Source organism: Amycolatopsis cihanbeyliensis, assembly GCF_006715045.1.
Lineage (GTDB): Bacteria > Actinomycetota > Actinomycetes > Mycobacteriales > Pseudonocardiaceae > Amycolatopsis > Amycolatopsis cihanbeyliensis.
This window is the reverse complement of sequence record NZ_VFML01000001.1, coordinates 5605407-5625744: the sequence shown is the minus strand read 5'-3', so window position 1 is coordinate 5625744 and position 20338 is coordinate 5605407. Positions and strand designations below refer to the sequence as shown.

The window sequence follows — 20338 nt, the reverse complement described above, 5'->3', positions numbered from 1 at the left end:
TCCCTTGCCGTGAACGGATCAGAGAACGAAACCGGCCGGGAACGGATCACGCGGGTCGAGCAGGTAGTTCGCGGTGCCGGTGATCCAGGCGCGGCCGGAGAACTCGGGCACCACGCCGGCCAGGGTGCCGACCGTGGTTTCCTCGAGCAGGCGCCCGGTAAACCGGGTGCCGATGAAGGATTCGTTGACGAACTCGGTATGCAGCGGTAACTCGCCGCGCGCATGCAACTGGGCCATCCGCGCGCAGGTCCCGGTGCCGCAGGGCGAGCGGTCGAACCAGCCGGGGTGGATCGCCATGGCATGCCGGGAGTGTCGCGCGGTGGAACCCGGCGCCACCACGTGCACGTGCTTGCACCCGGAGATCGCCTCGTCCACCGGATGCGCGGGCGGGTTCCGCTCGTTGATCGCGGCCATGATGCCCAGTCCCGCGGCCATGATCCGGTCCTTCTCCGCCCGATCGAACGGAATGCCCAGCCGCTCGCAGTCCACAATGGCGTAGAAGTTCCCGCCGTAGGCCATGTCGTAGCGGATCTCGCCGAGGCTGGGGACGTCCACCACCGCGTCCGGCTCCAGCACGAAGGCGTCCACATTGCGCAGGGTCACCCGCTCGGCGACGCCGTCCCGCACGGTCACCCTGGCCTCGACCAGCCCGGCCGGGGTGTCCAGCCGCACCACGGTCTCCGGTTCGGTCACCGGCACCATCCCGGTCTCCACCAGCACGGTCGCCACCCCGATGGTGCCGTGCCCGCACATCGGCAGCAGGCCGCTGACCTCGATGTACAGCACGCCCCAGTCGGCATCCGCGCGGGTGGCGGGCTGCAGGATCGCCCCGCTCATCGCCGGGTGCCCGCGTGGCTCGTCGACAAGGAACCGCCGCAGCTCGTCCAGGTTCTCGATGAAGTAGCGGCGCCGCTGCGCCATGGTCTCGCCGGGGATCGGGCGCACCCCGCCGGTGACCACCCTGGTCGGCATCCCCTCGGTGTGCGAGTCCACGGCGGTGAGGGTGCGGACCGAGCGCATCAGCCCGCCCCGCCCTCGAGTGCCTCGATCGCGCGGGCCATATCGGCCCGGACCCGCTCGCGGTGCTCCTCGATCAGCGGACCGCGCGGCGGTCGGCAGGGACCGCCATACCTGCCGACCATTTCCATGCCCAGCTTGATCGCCTGCACGAACTCGGTTCGGGAGTCCCAGCGGAACGCGGGCACCAGCGGCTCGTACAGTGCGCGGGCCTGCTCCAGCCTGCCGGAGGTGGCCAGCTCGAACAGCCGCACCGACTCCGCGGGGAACACGTTGGGGAACCCGGCGAACCAGCCGGTGGCGCCCATCAGCAGCGACTCCAGCGCCACATCGTCGGCGCCGCTGATCACGTCCAGCCCCGGCGCGCGCTCCCTGATCTCCAGCACCCGCCGCACATCCCCGGAGAACTCCTTGACCGCGACCACGTTGTCCAGTTGCGCGATCTCGGCCACCAGTCCCGGATCCAGGTCCACCTTGGTGTCCAGCGGGTTGTTGTAGATCATCACCGGCAGGCCGACCGAGGCCACCGCCTCGTAGTGCGCGAGGATCTCGCCGCGGTTGGCCCGGTACACCGTCGGTGGGAGGCACAGCACGCCGTGCGCCCCGTCCTCGGCGGCCAGCTCGGCCCAGTGCCTGGCCTGGTGCGCGCCGACCCCGTGCACCCCGACCACCACGACGCCGTCCGCGCCGACGGTCTCGATCGCGGTGCGGGCCACGGCCCTGCGCTCGGCATCGGTCAGCGAGGAGTACTCGCCGAGCGAGCCGTTCGGGCCGACCCCGCGGCAACCGTTCTCGAGCAACCACCGGCAGTGCTCGGCGTAGCGGTCGTGATCCACGGTCAGCCCGGCCGGGGCGCCGGGGTCCTCGGCGTAGGGAAGGGCGGTCGCCACCACGACGCCGCCGAGACCGGTCGGTACGCTCATCTGTCCCTCTCCTTCTCCGGTGTGCCCGCGAGATCCGCGAGCCGGATGGGCTGCGCGATCGGGCGGTGGTGCACCGTGCACACTTCGCCGCCGGAGCGGGCGGTGAGCTCGGCCACGGTCGGGCCGCAGATCCGCCCCTGGCACGGGCCGAGCCCGGCCCTGGTGCCCAGGCGGACGGCACGAGCGCCGCTGCGAGCCGGACGCTCGAGCGCCCGGCGCAGGGTCCGGTAGTCGGTGCCCTCGCAGCGGCACAGCACGGTGTCCGGGCGCAGCCAGCCCGGCCAGCCGCTGCCGGTCGGGTGCGCGCGGGCCAGCCGGGCGGCGAAGGCGCGGCCCCGGTCCCGCCGACGCCGCAGCCGGGTGATCCCGGCCGGATCGCCACCACCGGCGACCCAGCCGGCCACCGCGCCCTCGGTCGCGGCGGCGGGCGCGCCGGCGACCCCGGTGATCTCCCCGGCGGCGTACACCCCGGCCACGCTGGTCCGCTGGTCCCCGTCGACCAGCACGAACTCCCCACGATCCAGGGCACATCCGGCCGCCACCGGAAGTTCCAGCCGCGGGCTGAACCCATGCCCGACACACACCGCGTCCACCGGCAGCACCTGTTCGGTGCCGGGAACGGGCGACCAGTCCGGCCGCAGCCGCGCGCTGACGACCTCCTCCACCCGGCCGTCGCCGCGGGCCTCCACCACCGCGCGCCCGGTCCGGTACGGGGTCCGGTGCCGTAGCTGGCCGGTGGCATACCCGGCCAGCTCGATGGCCTTTCCCGCCTGTGGCACCAGTTCCCAGCCGCGGGCGGCCCAGCCACGCAGCAGGGTGGCCGCCGGGTTGGCCTCCAGCACGGCCGGCACCCGGCCACCCGCCTCCAGCAGGGACGCGGCCACCGGCAGCAGGAACGGCCCGGTGCCGCAGACCACCGCCCGCTCCCCGACCAGTACCCGCTCCCCCTTGGCCAGCGCCTGCGCGGCGCCCGCGGTGAACACCCCCGGCAGGTCCCAGCCGGGAAAGGGCAGCACCCGGTCGTGCGCGCCGGTGGCCAGCACCAGCGCGTCCGGGTCCAGCACGGCACGCCCGCCCGCCGCGTCCGCCGCACCGCGCAGCAGGTGCACCAGCGGCGGCAGGTCCGCGCGGGGTTCCAGCGCCCATACCGAGGTCCGGGCCGAGAAGGTGCAGCGGGGGTGCTCCCGTACCCGGCGTTGCCGCCGGTCGAAGGCACGCCAGCCGTGCTGCAACCGATGCTGGCTACGGGCGGCGTAGGCCCGCGGCAACATCCGATGGTACTGCCCGCCGGGACGTTCGGCCTCGTCCAGCACGGTCACCGTGGCCCCCGCACGCAGGGCGTGTTCCGCGGCGGCGAGCCCGGCCGGCCCGGCGCCGATCACCACCACCCTGGTCATTCCCGCTCCCGGGTCAGCACGGCGTCCCCCTCGCGGGCGGTTCGGCGGCAGGCCCGCACGTCGGGCTCACCGTTCACCGTCACCAGGCAGTCGAAGCAGGCGCCGATCCCGCAGAACACGCCGCGTGGCCCGGAAGGGCCGCGGCGCCAGGACAGCCGGCCCGCCCCGAGCAGCACCCCGGCGATGCTCTGGCCCTCGATCCCGGAAACCGGCGCACCGTCCACTGTGATCGCCAGCGGCCGGTCGGTGCGCCCGGCGCGGTCGGCCGCGGCCGGAACCATTCGAGGGCTCATACCGTCTCCTCCGCGGCTCCGCGCGCTGCGGTCGCCATGGGTACCGCGGCTTGACACAGGACGACTCATGCGTCTCCTTCCACCATGACTCCGGCCCGGCCCACCCGGAACGGCTCGGGCTCGATCGCGGCCGGCTCGTCGAGCAGCAGGTTGCGCAGCAGCCTGGCGGTGCCCGCGGCGAGGCCGATCCCGGCGCCCTCGTGCCCGCTGGCGTGCCAGAGGCCGGGCCGGCGGGGGTCCGCGCCGATGATCGGCAGGTGGTCCGGCACGTAGGGGCGGAAGCCGCCGTACGCCCGCATCACCGTGGCGGCACCGAGTCCCGGGAACAGCCGCAGCGCGTTGCCCGCTATCGCGGAAAGCACGTCCACCCGCAGGCTCGCGTCGAAGCCGACCTGCCGGCGCGAGGAACCGAGCAGGATCGTTCCGGCCTTTGTGGACTCGACCACCGCCGAGGTCCGCAGCTCCGCGCTGTCGCTGCCGACCGCACCCACATAACCCGCGTCATAGACCTTGTGGAACACGGTGGGCGGCATCGGGGTGGTCACCAGCACCTCTCCGCGCCGCGGCCGCACGTCCACGGGCGCGCCGAGCAGCGCGGAGAGCTCCCCCGCCCACGGCCCCGCCGCGTTCACGAAGGCGTCGGCGCCGAGCACGCCCTGGCTGGTGCGGATCCCGGTCAGCCGCCCGCCCTCGGTATGTGCCCCGAGCACCCGGCAGCCGGTGCGCAGGGTGGCGCCCGCGTCCAGTGCCGCGGACAGCAGGGTGGTGGCCGCCGCCACCGGCTGCACCTGGGCGTCCTCCGGGTAGTGGAAGGCCGCGGTCACCGCGGGCGTCAGGTGCGGTTCGGCGGCGGCGAGCTCGGTGGCGTCCAGCCGTTCCACGACCACCCCGGCCGCGCGCTGCCGCTCGACGAAGGCGGCCAGCTCCCGCGCGCCCTCCTCGGTGGTGGCCACGACGATCCCGCCCTTGGGATCCCATTCCACCTCCGCACCGGCCCTCGCACCGATCGAGGCAAGCGTTTGCGGCCACAACGTCCTGGACAGCTTGGCGAGTTCCAGCTCGGGACCGGGGCCCTTGTCGGAGACCAGGACATTGCCCTCCCCGTGGGCGGTGGTGGCACCCCCTGGCCGGTCGCGGTCCAGGACGATGACCTCCAGCCCGGACTCGGCCAGCTCGCGGGCACAGGCGGCGCCGATGATCCCGGCACCCACCACCAGCACCCGCGTTCTGGACATCGAACCCTCCGGTGTTCGTTAAAGCGAACGGTGTCAGGCTAGGCAGGCCCGCGGGAGGTGTCAACGGTCACCAGGGCTCACTACTGGCTCGCTACTGGATCACTCCGCGCCGGAGTGCCCGCTGTCCAGGTCGAGCCGGTTCCCTGGGCGGTACTGCAGCAGCAGGACCGAGCGCACCGGACCCTCGACCGCGGTGTAGGCGTGCGGTAGCACCGCGTCGAACGCCACACAGTCGCCCGGCCCCAGCTCCGCCGAACCGCCGTCGACCTCCACCCGCAGCCTGCCTGCCTGCACGATGGTGTGCTCGACCCCGACATGACCCAGCGAGGACTGCCTGCCGCCCGGCCGGACCTGCTGGTCGTAGACCTCGAAGATGGCGTCCTCGGTCTCGATCCGGCGCAACGGCCGCAGGTCGACGGCCTCCCCGCTGAGCACCTCGACCTCATCGGCCCGCACCACGGTCATCCCGGCGGGTTGGCGGTGGTCCAGCAGGTCCGTTATCGGCAGTTCCAACGCCCTGGACAGGCTGAACACCGTCTCGATGGTCGGGTTGCCCGCGCCGGCCTCGAGCTGGGAAAGGGTGGCCTTGCCGATCATGGAGCGCCGGGACAGCTCGGAAAGCGAGAGCCCTCGCTCTGCCCGCGCCCGCCGCAGGTTGGCCGCCAGCAGGTCCCGCACCGACTCACCGGTACCGTTCACCGTCTCCCATCCTCCCGTTCGGTAAAGCGTACGCTTTCGCCGAAAGAATCGTTCGGTATCCCGATCGATCGGGGCCTACTGTGCCATGCGCCGCGCCGGCGAGACACCTCGGTCACGATGCTCTAACGTCCCCATCGGGGCGCTTGTCCACCATCGGGAGGGAGTCGCATGGCGGTCGAGGTCCTGCCGCAGCTGCTGGAGGAGAACGACATCGCCGGGCTGCAGCTATGGCTGGCGGAACACCCACCGCACGAGATCGCCGACGAGATGGCCCGCGCCGATCCGGTCGGTGCGGCGCTGCTGCTGCGATTGCTGGGCAAGAACCGGGCGCTGGAGGCGTTCGAGGAGCTCGACCCGCCGACCCAGCAGAAACTGCTCTCCGGGTTGCGGGACAGTGCCTTCCGCGAGCTGGTCGAGCGGATGGACCCGGACGACCGGGCCCGGCTGCTCGGCGAGGCACCGGCGAAGTTCGCGCACCGGGTGCTGACCGGGCTGAGCGCGCCGGAGCAGCGGATGACCGCCGAGCTGCTCGGCTACCCGGACAACTCGGTCGGCCGGTACATGAGCCCGGAGACCGTGGCGATCCGCCATGTGCTCACCGCGGGCGAGGCACTGCGGGTGGTGCGGGCCAAGGGGGCGGACGCGGAGACGATCTACACCTTGCCGGTGGTGGACGACGAGCGCCGCTACCTCGGCCGGATGCGGCTGCGGGACCTGGTACTGAGCGACCAGGACACCCCGGTCGCCGAGCTGACCGACGCCGACAGCCCCACCGTGCGCGCGGTGGACGACGTGGAGGGCGCGGCCCGCCTGCTACAGGAGACCAACCTGCTGGCGCTGCCGGTGGTGGACAACGAGGACCGGGTGGTCGGGTTGCTCACCGTCGACGACGCGATCGAGGTGATCGAGGCGGCCGACACCGAGGACATCGCCCGCCAGTCCGCCGCGCAGCCGTGGAGCGGGCACTACATGTCCGCGGGCGTCGCGCAACTCGCCAGGTCCCGGGCGATCTGGTTGCTGCTGCTCATCGTGGCCGCGACGCTGACCGTGAACGTGCTGCAGTTCTTCGAGGCCACGCTGGCCGAGGTCACCGCGCTGGCGCTGTTCATCCCACTACTCGTGGGCACCGGGGGGAACGCGGGCGCGCAGGCGGCCACCTCCGCGGTGCGCGCGCTGGCCGTCGGCGAGGTGCGCAGCGGGGACGTGCTGCGGGTCGCCTGGCGGGAGTGCCGGGTGGGGCTGCTGCTCGGGGCGATGCTGGCCGCCGTGGGCTTCGTGGTGGGCTCGCTGCTGGTGAGCGTGCCGGTGGCGACCACGGTCGCGCTCTCCCTGGTGCTGATCTGCGCCTGGGCCGCCATGATCGGCTCGACCATGCCGCTGCTGGCCAAGCGCCTGCGCATCGACCCCGCCGTGATCTCCGCGCCGCTGGTCACCACCCTGGTGGACGCCACCGGGTTGATCATCTACTTCACGATCGCCCATCTCGTACTGCACGTGTGAACCGGCGGATCGCCGCGAGTGCGTCCAGCACGTGCCCGCGCTCGGTGGCCGGCCCGCCGATGGCCAGCCGCAGCCACACCTCGCCGCGTACCTTGGTGTGGCTCAGGTACAGCTCGCCGGAGTCGTTCAGCCGCTCCAGCACCGCCATCGTCGCCGCGCCGGCGTCCGCATCGGACAGTCCCGGCCAGCGCGGGCGGAAGCACACCAGACCGAGCGGGTGGTGTTCCAGCAACGCGAAGTCGGCGTCGGCGCGGACCAGGTCGGCGAACTCGGCGGCCAGCGCGACCCCGCGCCGGATGTGCGCGCGCAACCCCTCCGCGCCGTACCAGCGCAGCACCGACCACAGCTTGAGCGCGCGGAACCTACGACCCAGCGGTACCTGCCAGTCCCGGTAGTCGATCACCTCGCCGGACTCGGTCGCCGAGTTGCGCAGGTACTCCGGGAGGATGGCGAGCGCGTCGATCATCGGTTCCCGGTCGGCCAGCCAGAGCACGGTGCAGTCGAAGTTGGTCAGCAGCCACTTGTGCGGGTTGGTCACGTAGGAGTCGGCGTACTCGTGCACCCCCTCGTTGATCCAGCGCAGCTCGGGGCAGACCGCCGCCACCCCCGCGTAGGCGGCGTCCACATGCAGCCACGCCCCGTACTCCCGGCACACCTCGCCCAGCGCGGCCACCGGGTCGATCGCGGTGGTCGAGGTGGTTCCCACGGTGGCGCAGACCATCGCGGGCACCGCACCGGCGGCCACGTCCGCGCCGATCAGCGCGCGCAGCTGCGCCGGGTCCATCGCCAGCGTGTCCGGGTCGGCCTCGACCACCCGCACGTTGTTCGAGCCGATGCCGACGATCCGGCCCGCCTTCTCCAGCGAGGAATGGGTCTGCGAGGAGACGTAGACCGTGTACCGCCCGGTGATCCCCTCGGTGGCGATCTTGCCACCGCTCGCCCGGTGCAGGGCGGCCAGCAGGGCGACCAGGCTCGCGCTGGACGCGGAGTCCTGGATCACCCCGCCGCCCGCCGAGTCGGTGCGGAAACCTGTCGGCAGGCCGAGGAGTTCGGCGAGCCAGTCCACCACGACGGTCTCCAACTCGGTGCACGCGGGGCTGGTGGCCCAGACCATGCCCTGCACGCCCAGCCCGGCGGAAAGCAGGTCGCCGAGGATGCCGGGACCGGAGGAACTGCACGGGAAGTAGGCGAAGAAGCTCGGGTGCTGCCAGTGCGTGACCCCGGGCAGGATCGTGTGCTCCAGGTCGGCCAGCACGGCGTCGAAGGGCTCACCGTGCTCGGGCGGGTGCCCTGGCAGCGCCGCCCGCACCTCGCCGGGCCGGGAGGGCGAGCGCACCGGATAGGACTCGACCCGGGTGAGGTAGTCGGCGATCCAGTCCACCACGCGCTTGCCGTGCGCGCGGAACTCCTCCGGCGTCATGTGCTCACTCACCGCTGTGCCCTCCCGTTCCAGGCCCTCCCCTGCCGGCCACCTGCCACGCCGCGCGCAGCAGGTCGATGATCCCGCTGACCGAGACCTTCGGGTCGACGAGACGCTGGATCGCGATGCCGATACCGAGGCTGACCACGGCGCCGGCCAGTGCCTTCGCCGGCAGCAGCCCGGTAAGCCCGAGGCCGTGTAGCTGCCGCTCGAAGGACTCCGCGATCAGCTCCACGGCCACGCGCTCGCGGTTGGCCAGCGCGTTCACCAGCTCCGGCTCCTGCCGGGCCTCCAGCGCGAACTCCAGCTCCAGTCGCGGCCAGCCGCTGCTCATCGCGGTGTTCGCCCACTTCTCGAAGGCCGCCAGCTTGTCCTCGACCGGGCGGTCGCCGAGGAAGATCGCCCGGACCTCGTCCAGCTGCTCGGCGTGGATCTGGTCCAGCACCACCAGCGCGAGTGCGCTCTTGCCCTGGAAGTTGGAGTACACGGCGCCGGTGGAGAACCCGGCCTCATCGGCCACCTTCGCCAGCGAGGTGGCGCTGTACCCGTCCCGCAGGAACAGCTCGCGCGCGGTCGCGACCAGGGAGTCGCGGGTGCGAGCCTGGCTCTCGGCGCGGGTCAGTCTCGACATGGTCCCGATCGTAAACGTTGACAGCCAGTACTATCCGGATTACGTTAGCATTCAGATATTATCATTATCCGACTTGCTGGACGCGGAGGGCAGTGGAGGCAATGGTGGCAACGCACTCACTCCGGGCGCGCGCCTGGCGCAACCTCGGCCTTCTGATCCACGGCTACGGCCGGACCAGCCAGAACAAGCTGCGCGACGCCGTCGGCGGCCGCACGGTGCTGGTCACCGGCGCCTCCTTCGGGATCGGCGAGGCCACCGCCCGCAGGCTCGGCGCGGCCGGAGCCACCGTGCTGATTGCCGCCCGATCGAGTGAACCGCTGCAGGCGGTCGCGGACGCGATCAACGCCGAGGGCGGCACCGCCCATGCCTATCCCACCGATCTGACCGAGCCCACCGAGGTGGACACGTTGGTCAAGCGGCTGATCGACGAGCACGGGCAGGTCGACGTGCTGGTGAACAACGCGGGCAAGTCGATCCGCCGCTCACTGGCCCGGTCCTACGACCGGCCACAGGACTTCGAGCGCACCATCGACGTGAACTACCTCGGTCCGGTACGGCTCACCATGGGGCTGCTGCCTGCCATGCGGGCCCGCGGCCGCGGGCATATCGTCAACGTGTCCACCCAGGGAGTTCGCCCGTTCCCGGTGGCACCGGGGTGGAGTGCCTACCTCGCGTCCAAGACCGCGTTCGAGGTGTGGATGCGCAGCATGGCACTGGAGGTGCGCGGCGACGGCGTCACCGCCAGCAATGTCTACATGGGACTCGTACACACCAGGATGAGCGCGCCGACCCCGTCCCTGAGCAGGCTTCCGGGGCTCACCCCGCAGGACGCCGCCCGGCTGGTGTGCGACGCGATCGTGCGCAAACCCAGGTCGATCACCCCGTGGTGGTCCCCTGCCGTCTCGGTGGGCAACACCCTCCTCAGTAGACCGATCGAGACGATGCTGGGCACCGTCTTCCGGCGCGGCGAGAAAGGATCGGCCCGGTGAACCGGCTGCTGGCCGACGCGGGACTGCTGGCGCGGACCGCCACCGCGATCGGCCGCGCGGGCGTGCTCACCGCCACCCGGCCCGGCCACCTGCTGCCCGCACTGCGGGCCTATCTCGATTCCGGGGCCTCGCTGGCCACGATCACCGCGCTGGCCGCGGTACACGCCCCGGACACCCCCGCCGTGATCGATGAGCGCGGCCCGCTCAGCTACGCGCAACTGCGCGAGCGCACCACCGCGATCGCCGGGGCCCTGCGCACCGAGTACGGCCTCGGCTCCGGCTCCACGGTCGGCGTGCTCTGCCGCAACCACCGTGGTTTCGTGCTCGCGACCGTGGCCGCCGCGCGGCTCGGCGCCGACGTGGTGCTGCTGAACACCGAGTTCTCCGGGCCGCAACTGCGCACGGTGCTGGAGCGGCACCGGCCCGATGTGGTGATCGCCGACGAGGAGTACCTGCCGCTGCTGGACGGCGTGCGTACCGTGCTCGCCTGGCACGAGGGCGATCCCGGCGAGCCGACCCTGGACGCCCTCACGGGTCCGCGGCCGCCCCGGCCCCGCGGGCAGGGCCGGATCACCCTGCTGACCTCCGGAACCACCGGTACGCCGAAGGGGGCACCGCGCAGCGCGGACGCGCTCGCGTTCGCCGGACCGCTGGCCACCATCCTGGACCGTGGCGGGCTGCGCCTCGGGGACCCGGTGCTGGTGGCGCCCCCGCTGTTCCACGGCTTCGGTTTCGCCATGTTCGGCCTCGCCGCCTTCCTGCGCTCCCCCATCGTGCTGCGCAGGAAGTTCGACGCGGCGGCCACGGTGGCCGCGCTCGGCGAGCACCGGATCCGTTGCCTTGCCGTGGTTCCGGCGATGCTGCACCGCATCCTCGCGCTGCCGAGGGAAGACCGCGACCCTACCCTGCCGGCCGGCCTGCGCTGCGTGCTGTCCGGAGCGGCTCCGCTCCCGCCCGCGCTGGCCACCAGGGCGCTGGACGAACTCGGCGAGGTGCTGTGCAACGGCTACGGCTCCAGCGAGATCGGGATCGCGGCCATCGCCGGTCCGGCGGACCTGCGGGCCGCACCGGCCACCGTAGGCAGGCCGACCCTCGGCGTCCCGGTGGCGATCCTGGACGAGCACGGCAAGCAGGTACCCGAAGGGGAGATCGGGACGGTGCACGTCGGCGGCAGGCAGGTGTTCGGCGGCTACACCGGCGGCGGGAGCAAGGGCACCGTGCGCGGGCTGATGAGCACAGGGGACCGGGGACATTTCGACCGCGAGGGCAGACTGTACATCGACGGCAGGGCCGACGACATGATCGTCTCCGGTGGGGAGAACGTGTACCCGCAGGAGGTCGAGGACGTGCTGTCCCGGCACCAGCAGGTCGGCGACGCCGCCGTGCTGGGGGTCGCGGACGAGGAGTTCGGGCAGCGCCTGGTCGCCTACGTGGTCGCCGAACCGGGCCACGCGCCGACCGAGGAGGAACTGCGCCAACACGTGCGGGACAACCTGGCCAGGTACAAGGTTCCCCGCGCGGTGGTGTTTCTCGACCAGCTACCACGCAACCCGACCGGCAAGCTGCTGCGGCGGGAGCTGCCCCGCGCATGATCGCGCTATCGTGGCCGGGATGCCACGAGTACTGCTGGTAGAGGACGACGATGCGCTGGCCGAGGCCTTCTCGCTGGCCCTTGGCGGGCTGGGACACCAGGTCGACGTGGCGTCCGATGGGGAGCGAGCGCTGGAGGCGCTGTTCGGCTCCGGCGCGGGTACCGATGTGGTGCTGCTGGACGTGATGCTGCCCGGGATCGACGGGTTCGAGGTGTGCCGCCGTATCCGGGCCCGCAGCATGGTGCCGGTGATCCTGCTGACCGCGCGGGGCGACCCGATCGACATCGTGGTGGGCCTGGAGGGCGGGGCCGATGACTACGTGGTCAAACCCACCGAGCCGCGGGTGATCGACGCCAGGATGAAGGCCGTCCTGCGCAGGTCCTCGCATACGCCCGCACCGAGTGAGCCCACCGTGCGAATCGGCACCCTGGAGATCGACCCGGCTGCCATGGTGGCGACCAAGGAGGGCGCTGAGCTCGACCTCACGGCGACCGAGCTGCGGCTGCTGATGGAGTTCGCCGAGCATCCCGGGCAGGTGTTGAGCAGGCAGACGCTGCTCAAGCGGGTGTGGGACTACGGCTACGTGGGCGATTCGCGGATCGTGGACGCCGCCGTCGCACGGCTGCGGGCGAAGATCGAGGACGACCCGGGTAACCCGGCGCTGCTGCGCACCGCGCGCGGGCTCGGGTACCGCCTGGTGCGCCCGTGAGCTGGCGCCCTCCCCGCCTGCCGTATCTCGGGCTGCGCACCCGGATCGCCATGGTGGTGATCCTGATCACGACCATGGCCACGACCGGGATGGCCTTGGGCGCCTACCAGCTACAGGCGAACACCACGAAGGACCGGTTCGACAATGCCGCGAACGCGGGCTTCTCCTCCGACATCGCCCAGGCCAGGGCGCGGGTGGACGCCGTAGCCGGGCAGCCGCACAACCGGGTCGAGCGGGTGGTCGACTACATGCGCGGCAGGCAGGGGGTCGACTGGGGCGTCTTCGCCTACCACGGCTCGCCCCGGCCCGCGGAAGGGCATGGCCCGCCGGCCACGATGGTTGCCAGCAGCACCTGGTTGCGGCCGTCGGCGATCGGGGCGATCCCGCACCCGCCTTCCTGGATGCTCGACGAGGCCTATCTGGGTACGCAGCCACAGCCGTCGACCACCATGGAGACCGATGGCGGTGTCCCGGTGCAGGTGATCGCCGGCTGGCTGGCGCCCCGCCTGGCGCTCGTGGAGTACTACAACCTGGGGCCGATGCGGGCCGAGCTCGACCGGTTGCAGGACATCCTGACGATGATCGCGCTGGTGGTAGCGGCGCTGGGGGTGGTCGCGGCGGTGATCGCCGCGGCCCGCATCCAGCGGCCGGTGCGCCGGGTGGCCGCGGCCGCACGCGAACTGGGCGACGGCGACCTGGACATCCGGCTACCGGTACGGGGCCGGGACGAGCTCGCGGACCTGACCAGCTCGTTCAACACGATGGCCCGCAGGCTCAGCGAGTCCATCGAGGAGCTGAAGGCCAAGGACAACCAGCAGCGGCGGTTCGTCGCCGATGTGGCGCACGACCTGCGCACCCCGGTGGCGTCCGTGGTGGCGGCGGCCGACAGCCTCGAGCACGCCGACCCGCAGTCCCGCGCCCGCTCCGCGCACCTGCTCGGCACCCAGGCCCGGCGGCTGGCCAAACTGGTCGAGGACCTGCTGGAGATCTCCCGCTTCGATGCCGGGGCCGCCGAACTGCGACCCGAGCGGGTCGACCTGGCGGCGCTGGTACGGGAGGCCATCGAGGTGAGCACCGGCGAGGCGGAGGTGCGGCTGGCGGCGGAGGGGGACGTGACCGTGACCGCCGACCCGCGGCGACTGCACACCATCGCCTGCAACCTGCTCGCCAACAGTGTGCGGCACGGTGCGGCGCCGATCACCGTGACCATCGACGGAACCCGGTTCGACCTGGTGACCGTCCGCGTCGCCGACTCAGGGCCGGGGATTCCGGAGGAGCTGATGCCCATCTTGTTCGACCGCTTCGTCCGCGGTGACCGGTCCCGCAGGGCCACCGAGGGCAGCGGGCTCGGGCTGGCCATTGTCAAGGAGAACGTGGCAGCGCACGGCGGGCGGATCGAGGTGACCAATATGGACGGAGCTGTGTTCACCCTGGCCCTGCCCCGGCATGCCCAGGACCGGCCGGCCGAGGATGCTGGCTAAGGATCTTCTCGTGGGACCAGGGCGGGCACGGGTACATTTCTCGGCGCCGATTCCGGGGCGATCCACCGCAACCGCTACCTGCCGCACGCAGTTCCTCGACCTGGCCGCGCTCTCGATAATCACTCGATCGTGTTCGAACTGGTGGTCGACGCTGCGGTATTCTGGGGTTGTGACCAGGACCGATGGGATGGACACCTCCCGCATGGGCGAGGAGGAACTGCTGGCCGCGCTGGGCGAGATCGAACAGCAGCGGCGAGTTCTCTACGCCCGGGAGTTGGCGGTGCTGGCCGAGCTGGACGGCCGCAACACCGCCTCCCGCAAGGGGTATCGGGATGTGGCCGCCCTGGCGCGGGAAATCCTGCGGGTCAACCCGCACGACGCCCGCCAGCGGGTGGCCCACGCCCGGGCACTGGTGGCCCGGCACGGGCCCACCGGCACCCCGCTGGAGCCCGACCTGCCCGAAGTGGGTACGGCCCTGGCAGAAGGGGCGATCGGGCCCGAGCACGTGGAAGTGATCCGGGCGACCGTGGCGAAGTTCCCGCAGCCAATCCACCTGGACGACCGCGACCACGCCGAAGCCCTGCTGACCAAAGCGGCGCGGGAGTACGAACCGCACACCGTGGGAACGTTGAGTAAAGAGATCCTGGCCCGGCTGGACCAGGACGGCACCCCACCCACCGAGGAGGAGCTGGTCCAACCTGATCGGGTACTGGACTGGCGCACCACCCGCGGTGGCCGGATCCGAGGAAACTTTGACCTGGACGCCGAAACCGCCGCCCTGCTGACCGGGCTGGTGGAGCCGCGGGCGACACCCCGCAGCACGAAAGAGGCACCGGACCGGCGGAGTAAGTACCAGCGGCAGGGGGACGCGTTCGCCGAGGTACTGCGGGTGGCCGCCGGGTGTCCGGAGGAGGGGCCGACCGAGGCGGGGGAGCCGTTCACCGTCATGGTCTCGATCACCCTGGAGGATCTGAAGCACGGCACGGGGTATGGGCTGCTGCAGGGGCAGGAGTCGTATTCGGCGGCCCAGATCCGGCGGATGGCCTGCGACTCGTATGTGGTACCCGCGGTGCTGGGTAGTAGGGGCGAGATCCTGGACATCGGGCAGAAACGCCGCACCGTCCCCCTCGCGATCCGGCGGGCGTTGATCCTGCGCGACAAGGGATGCGCGTTTCCGGGCTGCCGGAGAAAACCCCAGCAATGCGACGCGCACCACGTGATCTACTGGGCTGAGGGTGGGCCGACAGCGCTGTACAACCTCGCGCTGCTATGTCTCTTCCACCACAACCTCATCCACCACACCGAATGGCAGGTACGGATGCGCAACGGACTCCCCGAGTTCATCCCACCCGCCTTTCTGGATCCGGAGCGAAGACCCAGGCGCAACCTTTTACACCGCCAAGGAAAGGAGGACGTATGAAGTGTTCCTCAAAAAGCGCGGTGGTACTGCTTGGGCCAGGATTCGCGTGGATCGGTATCCCGGATCCGCAGTGCCCAGTAGGGGTCGCGCAGCATCGGTCGTCCGATCAACACCGTGTCCACCAGGTCGGGGATCGCCTCGTCAAGGTGGTCGGCCTCGCGGATCACACCCGACGCCGCCACCGGGACGCCCGCCGTGCGCAGCTGCGGCCCGTATCGGGCATTATGCAGCGGCTCGGCGGGTCGGGGCGCCTCCGGTGTCAACACGCCCGAAGCGAGGTCGATCATGTCTACGCCAACCATGCCAAGCCGGGCGGCGACGGCAGTCGCTTCCTCGACCGTCAGGCCACCTTCGATCAGATCCGAGACAGGCAGTCGCACGATCAGTGGTTTGTCATCGGGCCAAAGGGTCCTGGCAGCGGTGACCATCTCCAGCGGGAACCGCATCCGCCCCTCGAGACTTCCTCCCCATCCGTCGGTACGCAGATTGGACAGTGGGGACAGGAACTCGTGGAACAGGTAGCCACTGGCCCCGTGTAGCTCCAGTGCCTCATAACCAGCACGATGGGCATTGCGGGCGGCTCGGCTGATGTCCTCGAGTACCCTCGTGCCGTCCAGCGTGGTCATCTCGGTCGGTACCGCCAGGCTGGCGAACGCGATCGGTGAGGGCGCGAGCGGCTGCCACCCGCCATTCTCGCGACCCACCGGGCTTCGAGTCCCGCTGTTGTCCCACGGCACCCCGTGCGAGCTCTTGCGGCCCGCGGCTCCGATCTGGACCGCTGGCACTGACCCCAGGGAGCGGATGGTGGATGTGAGCCGTTGATGACCGGCTACCTGCTCCTCGCTCCACAGCCCAAGGTCCTGCGCGGTGGTGCGCATGTCGGGGGCCACGCCGGTGCACTCGACCATCACCATGCCCACGCCCCCGATCGCCCGAGCCCCGTAGTGGATGAGATGCCAGTCGGTCGGCACTCCCGAGTCGTCCGCAGAGTACTGGCACATTGGCGAAAGCCACACGCGATTGGGCACCGACAGCTCTCGTAGACGCAGCGGAGTCCACGCCGCTGAGGTTGCCACGGTCATAGCCCAAGCGTAGGCGCGATCGCTGGACGCGGCGTATCATTGAGTCCGCATTTCGTGTCCGATCGTCCAGGAGGTGCGGGTGGAACCCATTGACGATCTGCTCGGGACGATGACGATCGAGGACTCCCACTACGTCCGTATCGCAGCGCGCGCTCCGTGGGGGATCGCGTTCCCCTCGCGACATCTCGCCAGACTGATCCTTGTCTCGCAAGGGTCATGTTGGCTTACCGGAGCGGGGTTGAATGAACCGCGACGCCTCACGGACCAGGACTGCTTCCTCGTCCGAGCCGGGGCGACCTTCGAGCTGCAGGACACCCTCGGACGCGAGCTCGTCGACTGCGAGGACATCTCCGGGGATCCGGAGGTCCCGGCCATCGCGGGCGGTAACGGCGAACTCACGGAGATCGTCTCCAGCCGGTTCACCGTCGACGCCGTCGCCGCCGATGCGCTGTTCGCGCTCCTGCCGCCACTGACCCGGATCAGCCTCGACGTAGCCACTGGACGGCTGCTGCAGACCACCTTCAACCTGATCGCCCAGGAGACGATGGCCGGGGAGCCCGCCGCCGGTTTCGTCACCAGCCGACTCTCCGAGGTGCTGTTCGTTCAAGCTCTACGCGCCTGCTTCGCCGAGGTGGGTAGCGGCTCGATCGGGTGGCTCGCCGCGCTGCGGGAGCCGCGGCTGGCCACCGCGATGCGGGCGCTACACGCCGACCTCGCCCACCCATGGACGCTCGGCGAGCTCGCGCACATCGCGGACATGTCCCGGTCGTCCTTCGCGGCCACGTTCCGAGCGACAGCCGGTGACACGCCCCTGGGCTACCTCGCGACCTGGCGGATGTATCGGGCGAAGCGACTTCTGCGCGAAACAACGATGAGCGTGCACGAGGTTGCCCTCGAAGTCGGATACCAGACGGGCCAGGCGCTGAGCCGTGCTTTCCAGCATCGCGAAGGTGTACCACCGGGAGCCTGGCGACGAACGTCAACTCCGCGAGCTCGCGTCAGCCGAGCTGCTCGGCGAGTCCGACGATGATGCCCTCGGGACCGCGGACGTAGCAGGGCCGATAGAGGTTCTCGTACTGCTCCAGCTCACCCACGAGTTCGGCGCCGTGGGTACGCAGGCGGGCAAGGACGTCCTCGATGTCGTCGACCGCGAACATGATGCGACGAATACCCAGCGTGTTCGCTGGCACATCCTGCGGCTCGGGGCTGATCGACTTCGGCCGGTGGAACTTCGCCAGCTCTACCTTTCCATGACCGTCCGGAGTCCGCAGCATGGCGATGTCCTGCCGGACGTTGTCCATCCGCTGGATCGTCACGCTGGACCTCCTTCGTTTTGGTGCGGCCACGGTAGCCGCGTCCACCTCTTGCCGGACAAGGCCCTGGGGTCCCGAGGAGGGCTCAGCGCTTGAGCGTGAAGGTGAAGTCTCCGGAAAGCTTGCCACTCAGCCGGACCGCCGAAACGAGATTTCCCTCCATGATCAGTCTTTCTACCTCGGCCCGCGAAAGACCACAACCTTCAGCGATCAGTCGCACCGGCCGGACAGGGATCCGCGCCACAAAGCGGACCGAGACGTCGATCACCTCGTGGTCCAGGTGATCCGATCCGCCGGTGTCCAGGCGCCAGGCGTTGTCCCAGTCGAGGGCGATGCGATTACGGCGCTGCAAGGCCGGATCCTGGAGCAGCTCAGCTGTCAGGCCAGGATCGTTGTCATGCAGCCGGTCCAGCAGCTCAGGTTGTATGGAGCGTACATTCATCCGCTCCAGGAACGTAAGTTTTGCAGTTTCCCCGCAAGCGGTACAGCGCGCGAGGAGCCAGGCGTCGATGAGTTTTTGGTTCGCGTTGACGCGAAATTTACCGCTCGCCCGGAAGCGCTCGGACGTGCACGTATGGCAACGACGGCGAACGAGCGGCAGGCAAATGGGAATGACCATCCAGTTATTGAGCACAGAAGTACACCCAGTTCAGTGAGAAATCCGCAGCAAAAGGAGCGCGACGCACATGCGCGACGCACGACAAATCAGCGCTCGGGAAGTCTCACTTGGTGTACAACGGCACGTCCTTGACTAGACAACTTGGTCCGGCAGCATGGTAATGGCAGGCAGCGGCGCCGCTCCACTGGTTTTCGGGCGCCGCCCCGCCAGGTTCCATCCGCCGGACCGGCCTAGTGTTGGTTGACCTGCGTCTGACCGGGGTGCAGGGTGTCGCCGCACTCTCGACGCGGCCATTCCCTGGCGAACGACCTGCGGTCCACCTCCGTCAGCGTCGTGTTCGCGTACCGGCGCAGCCGTTCCAGTGTCTGCCGATCCGGGACGACGTCCTTGCGCACCCAGTCGCCGTTGGGCGGTCCGGGATAGCTGTACTCGAAGATCTGGTAGTAGTCCCGCTCCATCCGCGGGTCCGAGGGAATTCCGTTGGCCGCGCTCCACGGGGCATGCGAGTGGATGAAGGTGGGCTTCACCTCATCGAAGATGTAGTCCCGCTTGCCCTGGCGGTCACCGGACGCCATGTAGTCCGCGATCCGGGCGCTCACCAGCCCGGCCATATCCACCAGGTGCAGCCTGCTGGTCATCGCGGAGCCGCCGAGATCGGGCAGGAGCAACGAGCCCTGCTTCAGCTCCAGCATGTCCGCGTAGGCGTTGAACCCGCGCCCCATCCGGTCGGCCACGAAACACATCGAGATGTTCGGGCTGTCGCGGAACTCGCTCGCCGCCGCCTCGAAGGACACGGCCGACGGGAGCAGCACCGCGGCCAGGCCGGTGGCCCCGAGCACCCTGGCGTGGCGACCGACACCGCGCAGCACCTCGGCGACGGCGAGCGTGCCGACCAGCGCGCTCAGCACCCATACCGGCGTGGCGAAGCGAAACTGTGCCATCCAGTCGGCCCGCAGCACGGCGAAGGCAAGCAAGGCAAGGCCCAGCGGCACCAGCAAGGCGAGCAGCGCGGGCCGCCACCACACGCGGCGGGCGAGCACCATGCCGATGGCCACCGCCACCGCGAGCACGGCGAGGGCACCGGCGTAGCCGACCAGCGCACCCGGCCTGGTCAGATCCTCGACGACCGGCATGTCCTGTTCCTTGGCCACCGCGGGGTTGGCGACCAACCGGCCGAACTCGAGGTAGCGCCAGCAGAAGTAGGTACCGACCGGGAGCAGGAACGCCACGGTGGACAGCGCTGCCCTGCCGAGCACCGGGCCGATCGTGTAACGGCGCAGGCCGATCAGCGCGGCCAGCGGGTACACCCCGGCGTAGATCAGCCCTTCCGGGCGGGTGAGTGCGGCCAGCGCGGCGAGCAGCCCCGCGCCCACCGCGATCCGGCCGAACAGCAGCCGGTGGTGCAGTACCGCCCGGAAGAGCAGCACGGCCAGCCCGGTAACGGTCAGCGCGAACAGCGAGTTCGAAAGGCCGGAGAAACACCAGATGACGAACGAAGGGATACTCGCGAGCGCCGCGCCGATCGCCAGCGTGGCGAGCCAGGGCCGCCGGGTGACCATCGCGGCGGCGCGATAACAGAGGACCAGGATCCCGGCGCAGCACAGCAGGGCCAGGCCCTTCGGGAACAGGACGTAGTCCGGGACGCCGAACAGGGTTCCGTGGTCGAACAGCCCGAGCAGGCGCCCCGCCGCCAGCAGCAGCATCCAGGACGGGTTGGAGAAACCCTCCACCGGCACGGCGCCGAGCTGCACCACCGGGCCGAGCCCCTCGGCGACGCTGCGCGCGTAGGCGAAGGTGATCCCGGCGTCGTCGATGATCCAGTTCCCGTACCGGGTGGCGTGCCAGCCGATCGCCGCCGTACCGGCCAGTACCGACAGGAAGGGCAGCAGCCGACTCGCGTACCCCGGGCCGGGCGCGGGCGCTTCTCCTGCCCGCACCCGCCGCCGGAAGGTCGGCCGGCCCTCGGCCACGGTTGTCGTCATGTACCCCGCTCCCCCTCTTGGCTGCGAACGATGCTC

The 20338-nt window shown here is 70.6% G+C and carries 18 protein-coding genes and 1 pseudogene; 7 read left to right on the top strand and 12 right to left on the bottom strand.

The annotated features are described in order from the left end of the window. Nucleotides 1-18: 18 nt before the first annotated feature. The 6 genes from FB471_RS25655 to FB471_RS25630 all read right to left on the bottom strand — a co-directional run bounded on the left by FB471_RS25655 (nucleotide 19) and on the right by FB471_RS25630 (nucleotide 5564). Nucleotides 19-1020, bottom strand: coding sequence for a proline racemase family protein (locus FB471_RS25655; protein ID WP_142000898.1), 1002 nt, complete (start codon nucleotides 1018-1020; stop codon nucleotides 19-21). Further along, nucleotides 1020-1940, bottom strand: a complete 921-nt coding sequence (locus tag FB471_RS25650) for a dihydrodipicolinate synthase family protein (RefSeq protein ID WP_142000897.1) — start codon at nucleotides 1938-1940, stop codon at nucleotides 1020-1022. The genes FB471_RS25655 and FB471_RS25650 overlap by 1 nt, the downstream gene beginning before the upstream one ends. Beyond that, nucleotides 1937-3337 (bottom strand): FAD/NAD(P)-dependent oxidoreductase, encoded by a 1401-nt coding sequence (locus FB471_RS25645; RefSeq protein ID WP_142000896.1) that lies wholly within the window; start codon nucleotides 3335-3337, stop codon nucleotides 1937-1939. Before FB471_RS25645 ends, FB471_RS25650 begins: the two co-directional genes overlap by 4 nt. Next, nucleotides 3334-3630, bottom strand: a complete 297-nt coding sequence (locus FB471_RS25640) for a (2Fe-2S)-binding protein (RefSeq protein ID WP_142000895.1) — start codon at nucleotides 3628-3630, stop codon at nucleotides 3334-3336. The genes FB471_RS25645 and FB471_RS25640 overlap by 4 nt, the downstream gene beginning before the upstream one ends. A 65-nt stretch (nucleotides 3631-3695) precedes the next feature. Beyond that, nucleotides 3696-4865, bottom strand: a complete 1170-nt coding sequence (locus FB471_RS25635; protein WP_142000894.1) for an NAD(P)/FAD-dependent oxidoreductase — start codon at nucleotides 4863-4865, stop codon at nucleotides 3696-3698. A 99-nt stretch (nucleotides 4866-4964) separates the two neighbouring features. Continuing rightward, complete coding sequence (locus tag FB471_RS25630) at nucleotides 4965-5564, bottom strand: helix-turn-helix domain-containing protein (RefSeq protein ID WP_142000893.1); 600 nt, start codon at nucleotides 5562-5564, stop codon at nucleotides 4965-4967. 168 nt (nucleotides 5565-5732) lie between these two features. Here FB471_RS25630 and mgtE point away from each other — a divergent pair, with 168 nt between their 5' ends. After that, entirely contained in the window at nucleotides 5733-7064 is a 1332-nt protein-coding gene (gene mgtE, locus FB471_RS25625; RefSeq protein WP_142000892.1) for a magnesium transporter, read from the top strand. Here mgtE and FB471_RS25620 read toward each other — a convergent pair. Both FB471_RS25620 and FB471_RS25615 read right to left on the bottom strand, forming a co-directional pair. Continuing rightward, nucleotides 7033-8484, bottom strand: a complete 1452-nt coding sequence (locus FB471_RS25620; RefSeq protein ID WP_142002476.1) for a pyridoxal-dependent decarboxylase — start codon at nucleotides 8482-8484, stop codon at nucleotides 7033-7035. The two genes, mgtE and FB471_RS25620, sit on opposite strands and share 32 nt — an antisense overlap. Before the next feature lie 4 nt (nucleotides 8485-8488). Then, nucleotides 8489-9115: a TetR/AcrR family transcriptional regulator gene (locus FB471_RS25615; protein WP_142000891.1), complete on the bottom strand. Its 627-nt coding sequence runs from the start codon at nucleotides 9113-9115 to the stop codon at nucleotides 8489-8491. 104 nt (nucleotides 9116-9219) lie between these two features. Here FB471_RS25615 and FB471_RS25610 point away from each other — a divergent pair, with 104 nt between their 5' ends. The 5 genes from FB471_RS25610 to FB471_RS25590 all read left to right on the top strand — a co-directional run bounded on the left by FB471_RS25610 (nucleotide 9220) and on the right by FB471_RS25590 (nucleotide 15306). Beyond that, nucleotides 9220-10104 carry an SDR family NAD(P)-dependent oxidoreductase gene (locus FB471_RS25610; RefSeq protein WP_246076586.1) on the top strand — a complete coding sequence of 295 codons (885 nt, stop codon included), beginning with the start codon at nucleotides 9220-9222 and terminating at the stop codon, nucleotides 10102-10104. Then, a complete protein-coding gene (locus FB471_RS25605) occupies nucleotides 10101-11696 on the top strand; it encodes an AMP-binding protein (protein ID WP_211358141.1) in 1596 nt (531 codons plus the stop codon). The genes FB471_RS25610 and FB471_RS25605 overlap by 4 nt, the downstream gene beginning before the upstream one ends. Nucleotides 11697-11715: 19 nt before the next feature. Then, nucleotides 11716-12405: a response regulator transcription factor gene (locus FB471_RS25600; protein ID WP_142000888.1), complete on the top strand. Its 690-nt coding sequence runs from the start codon at nucleotides 11716-11718 to the stop codon at nucleotides 12403-12405. Further along, entirely contained in the window at nucleotides 12402-13886 is a 1485-nt protein-coding gene (locus FB471_RS25595) for a sensor histidine kinase (protein WP_246076585.1), read from the top strand. The genes FB471_RS25600 and FB471_RS25595 overlap by 4 nt, the downstream gene beginning before the upstream one ends. A gap of 169 nt (nucleotides 13887-14055) precedes the next feature. After that, nucleotides 14056-15306 carry an HNH endonuclease signature motif containing protein gene (locus tag FB471_RS25590; RefSeq protein WP_170220939.1) on the top strand — a complete coding sequence of 417 codons (1251 nt, stop codon included), beginning with the start codon at nucleotides 14056-14058 and terminating at the stop codon, nucleotides 15304-15306. Nucleotides 15307-15314: 8 nt separating this feature from the next. Here the strand turns inward: FB471_RS25590 and FB471_RS25585 are convergent, their stop codons facing one another. Continuing rightward, nucleotides 15315-16388, bottom strand: a complete 1074-nt coding sequence (locus FB471_RS25585) for an oxidoreductase (RefSeq protein ID WP_142000886.1) — start codon at nucleotides 16386-16388, stop codon at nucleotides 15315-15317. A gap of 73 nt (nucleotides 16389-16461) precedes the next feature. Here FB471_RS25585 and FB471_RS25580 point away from each other — a divergent pair, with 73 nt between their 5' ends. Beyond that, nucleotides 16462-17418 carry an AraC family transcriptional regulator gene (locus FB471_RS25580; protein ID WP_342779471.1) on the top strand — a complete coding sequence of 319 codons (957 nt, stop codon included), beginning with the start codon at nucleotides 16462-16464 and terminating at the stop codon, nucleotides 17416-17418. On the opposite strand, the pseudogene FB471_RS25575 reads toward FB471_RS25580, so the two are convergent. The 3 genes and pseudogenes from FB471_RS25575 to FB471_RS25565 all read right to left on the bottom strand — a co-directional run. Then, nucleotides 17387-17689: pseudogene (locus FB471_RS25575) on the bottom strand (VOC family protein); the annotation flags it as partial. The gene FB471_RS25580 and the pseudogene FB471_RS25575 sit on opposite strands and share 32 nt — an antisense overlap. A gap of 97 nt (nucleotides 17690-17786) precedes the next feature. Further along, the gene (locus FB471_RS25570) at nucleotides 17787-18335 is read right to left on the bottom strand and encodes a DUF1062 domain-containing protein (protein ID WP_142000884.1); all 549 of its coding nucleotides are present in this window, start codon (nucleotides 18333-18335) and stop codon (nucleotides 17787-17789) included. Nucleotides 18336-18550: 215 nt separating this feature from the next. After that, nucleotides 18551-20302 (bottom strand): hypothetical protein, encoded by a 1752-nt coding sequence (locus FB471_RS25565; protein ID WP_142000883.1) that lies wholly within the window; start codon nucleotides 20300-20302, stop codon nucleotides 18551-18553. Nucleotides 20303-20338 lie beyond the last annotated feature (36 nt).

Excerpts from the sequence above, each read along its gene's own strand:
- mgtE (WP_142000892.1), top strand. The coding sequence starts at position 5,733 with ATGGCGGTCGAGGTCCTGCCGCAGCTGCTGGAGGAGAACGACATCGCC.
- FB471_RS25615 (WP_142000891.1), bottom strand. The coding sequence starts at position 9,115 with ATGTCGAGACTGACCCGCGCCGAGAGCCAGGCTCGCACCCGCGACTCC.
- FB471_RS25645 (WP_142000896.1), bottom strand. The coding sequence starts at position 3,337 with ATGACCAGGGTGGTGGTGATCGGCGCCGGGCCGGCCGGGCTCGCCGCC.
- FB471_RS25565 (WP_142000883.1), bottom strand. The coding sequence starts at position 20,302 with ATGACGACAACCGTGGCCGAGGGCCGGCCGACCTTCCGGCGGCGGGTG.
- FB471_RS25600 (WP_142000888.1), top strand. The coding sequence starts at position 11,716 with ATGCCACGAGTACTGCTGGTAGAGGACGACGATGCGCTGGCCGAGGCC.
- FB471_RS25640 (WP_142000895.1), bottom strand. The coding sequence starts at position 3,630 with ATGAGCCCTCGAATGGTTCCGGCCGCGGCCGACCGCGCCGGGCGCACC.
- FB471_RS25655 (WP_142000898.1), bottom strand. The coding sequence starts at position 1,020 with ATGCGCTCGGTCCGCACCCTCACCGCCGTGGACTCGCACACCGAGGGG.
- FB471_RS25635 (WP_142000894.1), bottom strand. The coding sequence starts at position 4,865 with ATGTCCAGAACGCGGGTGCTGGTGGTGGGTGCCGGGATCATCGGCGCC.
- FB471_RS25650 (WP_142000897.1), bottom strand. The coding sequence starts at position 1,940 with ATGAGCGTACCGACCGGTCTCGGCGGCGTCGTGGTGGCGACCGCCCTT.
- FB471_RS25620 (WP_142002476.1), bottom strand. The coding sequence starts at position 8,484 with ATGACGCCGGAGGAGTTCCGCGCGCACGGCAAGCGCGTGGTGGACTGG.
- FB471_RS25585 (WP_142000886.1), bottom strand. The coding sequence starts at position 16,388 with ATGACCGTGGCAACCTCAGCGGCGTGGACTCCGCTGCGTCTACGAGAG.